General features: G+C 37.1%; 3 protein-coding genes. 2 read left to right on the forward strand and 1 reads right to left on the reverse strand.

Annotated features, from left to right (window positions below; all coding sequences use genetic code 11):
• Positions 1–81: 81 nt before the first annotated feature.
• Positions 82–1,422 carry an MFS transporter gene (locus tag E1176_RS02735; RefSeq protein ID WP_246205920.1) on the forward strand — a complete coding sequence of 447 codons (1,341 nt, stop codon included), beginning with the start codon at positions 82–84 and terminating at the stop codon, positions 1,420–1,422.
• A gap of 194 nt (positions 1,423–1,616) precedes the next feature.
• Positions 1,617–2,198 carry a YceI family protein gene (locus E1176_RS02740; RefSeq protein WP_155209046.1) on the forward strand — a complete coding sequence of 194 codons (582 nt, stop codon included), beginning with the start codon at positions 1,617–1,619 and terminating at the stop codon, positions 2,196–2,198.
• Between the two features lie 6 nt (positions 2,199–2,204).
• Here E1176_RS02740 and E1176_RS02745 read toward each other — a convergent pair whose 3' ends face one another.
• On the reverse strand, positions 2,205–2,615 hold the full coding sequence (locus E1176_RS02745) for a response regulator (protein ID WP_246205921.1): 411 nt from the start codon (positions 2,613–2,615) through the stop codon (positions 2,205–2,207).
• Positions 2,616–2,715: the final 100 nt, after the last annotated feature.

Below are 2,715 nucleotides of genomic sequence, written 5' to 3' on the forward strand. Positions count from 1 at the left end.
CACAGCCAAGTAGGATTTGTGATACTGATTTTTCAATACCTGGATTGTAAATACCACTAATCTATTTAAGCATTTGAATTTATGAGTAACGTTTCCCTCACTTCTGAAAAACCAAAATTAAGCTTCTGGCAGATATGGAATATGAGTTTTGGCTTTCTGGGTATTCAATTTGGTTTTGCGTTGCAAGGAGGATTTATGTCTAGGATTTTTCAGACTCTTGGAGCAAGTAAAGATGAGATTCCTATTTTATGGCTAGCGGCTCCTCTAACAGGTCTTATTGTACAACCAATAATTGGGTATTTAAGTGACAGAACATGGAATCCTAAATTAGGTAGAAGAAGACCCTACTTTCTATTAGGTGCTATTTTAAGCTCATTGGCACTTTTCTTTGTACCTCATTCTCCCGCACTATGGATTGCAGCCGGACTTCTCTGGGTATTAGATGCTTCAATAAATATTAGTATGGAGCCTTTTAGAGCACTTGTTGCTGACAAACTTCCTGACAGTCAGAGATCCTACGGATTTGTTGTACAAACTTTAATTATAGGAATCGGTACTTGGATAGCCTCAAACCTCCCTTGGATGGTCACTAAATTAGGTGCATCAAATGAAGCTCCGGAAGGTGTACTGCCCGACTCCGTCAAAATCGCTTTTCTCATTGGAAGCATAGTCTTTTTAGGAAGTGTATTGTACACAATCTTCACTACTAAAGAGTACCCACCAGAAGACTTAGAAAGCTTCAAAAAAAACAACGAAGACACGAAGGGCTTTGCTAATAGTGTTAAAGAAATATTTGGCAATATAGCCAACATGCCCAAATTAATGCTAAAATTGGGTACTGTTCAATTTTTTTCCTGGTTTGCCTTTTTTACAATGTGGAGCTTTGCAACTCCAGCAATAACAGAGCACGTTTTTCATACAACAGACACCACCTCAGCTGCATATAATACAGCAGCAAATAATGTAGGTAGTTATATGGGTACTTATGGACTGGTTTCTATGGTCTATGCCTTGCTTTTGGCATTTATTTCAAGCAGAGTAAAGATTAATAGGAAATACCTACACATGTTTAGCCTAATCGTTGGTGGAATTGGTTTTCTATCTATTTACTATATACAAGAACCCTGGATGTTGCACCTCTCTTTTGCTGGTGTAGGTATTGCCTGGGCCAGTATTTTGTCAATGCCATACGCCATGCTTTCTTCTGGAATTGACTCAAAGAAAATGGGAGTGTATATGGGAATTTTTAATATGTTCATCGTAATTCCTCAGATCATCGCTGCTATTGGGGGAATTAATGTTACTTACAAATTACTTTTCGGTGAGGATGTAATATATACATTAAGTCTGGCAGGCTGTTCTTTAATTGTAGCCGGTTTGGCCAATTTTCTTGTTACAGATAAAAAAGCAATCAAGGACTGACACCCAAGGAGTAGGTAAATCAAAACTCCAACATACACCCGTATCTAGAAGGTTGACAATCAAATAGTTAGACATATTCAAGAATAGAGTTTTATCCAAAACCCTTTCTGGCTCGTATAATAGTGATATGAAATGTTCTTATTTTTTATTATCTTTTATTAAAGATCGGAACTACACTCTAAAATTATACTGCCATGAAGAAAATCGTTTTATCTCTACTTTTTAGTGTCGCTTTTTTAATTTTTGGTTACGCACAGACCACCTGGATCGTTGATCCTACGCACTCGTCAATTCAATTTGAAGTTTCTCATTTGGCCGTTTCTTCGGTTACAGGACAATTTACCTCATACAGTGGTATTGTAACTTCTAAAAAAATGGAATTTGAGGATGCGAAAATTACTGCTACTATTCAGGTGCCAAGCATTACCACCAACAACCTTGAGCGTGACAAACACCTAAAAGATGATGATTTCTTCAACGCTGCCGAGTATCCGGAAATTAAATTTGTAAGTAATTCTTTTAAGGAGAAAGGCAATAATATGTACACCATCAAAGGAGACCTTACTATTAAAGGTGTTACAAAGCCCATTACTCTAAATGCCGAATTTGGAGGCATCGTTTCTATTAACAATAAACAAAAAGCCGGATTTGAAGCACGTGGAACCATAAACCGCTTTGATTACGGACTCTCATGGGATGATGTGCTAGATAGTGGTGGCTTAATTGTTGGAGAAAAAGTAGACCTTATATTGAATGTAGAGCTTGTAAAGCAGTAATCTGCTCTAATTAGCTACCTCATCAAACAGATCGTCTTTAATCTTTTTTAGCTTAAACTCATTCAGTGGTTTAGACACAAATTGCAAGACATCAGGGTTAGCAGCAATTTTCTCCTTATCACGATTATTGTCGCTACTGGTAAGTACTACAATGCTTATTTGCTGTCTTATTGACTCAGGGAATTTAGCATACTCAAACAAAAACCTGAAGCCATCGACCACCGGCATATTTAAGTCTAAAAATATGACTTCAGGTAAGATATTGTCGCCCTGAAGATAATCTAATGCATCGGTAGCCGATGTCATGCATATAGTTTCAGAACAAAAATTACTAAACTCAAGTACTTTCTTATTAATAAAAATGTCAACCTCGTTATCGTCAACGATCATGACAGGTGCAGAGCAAACCTTCTTCATCAGTCCCTTAAAGAATCTCTAGTTTAAAAAATAGACTAGCGATAATAACGATTCAGTCAGATACTCACAACAGTATGAGCGAGTTTCTGTCAGTCTTTCT

The sequence above is a fragment of the Fulvivirga aurantia genome, assembly GCF_009711475.1.
Classification (GTDB): domain Bacteria; phylum Bacteroidota; class Bacteroidia; order Cytophagales; family Cyclobacteriaceae; genus Fulvivirga; species Fulvivirga aurantia.

Coding starts and splice junctions, on each gene's coding strand:
- E1176_RS02735 (WP_246205920.1), top strand. CDS start 82: ATGAGTAACGTTTCCCTCACTTCTGAAAAACCAAAATTAAGCTTCTGG.
- E1176_RS02740 (WP_155209046.1), top strand. CDS start 1,617: ATGAAGAAAATCGTTTTATCTCTACTTTTTAGTGTCGCTTTTTTAATT.
- E1176_RS02745 (WP_246205921.1), bottom strand. CDS start 2,615: ATGAAGAAGGTTTGCTCTGCACCTGTCATGATCGTTGACGATAACGAG.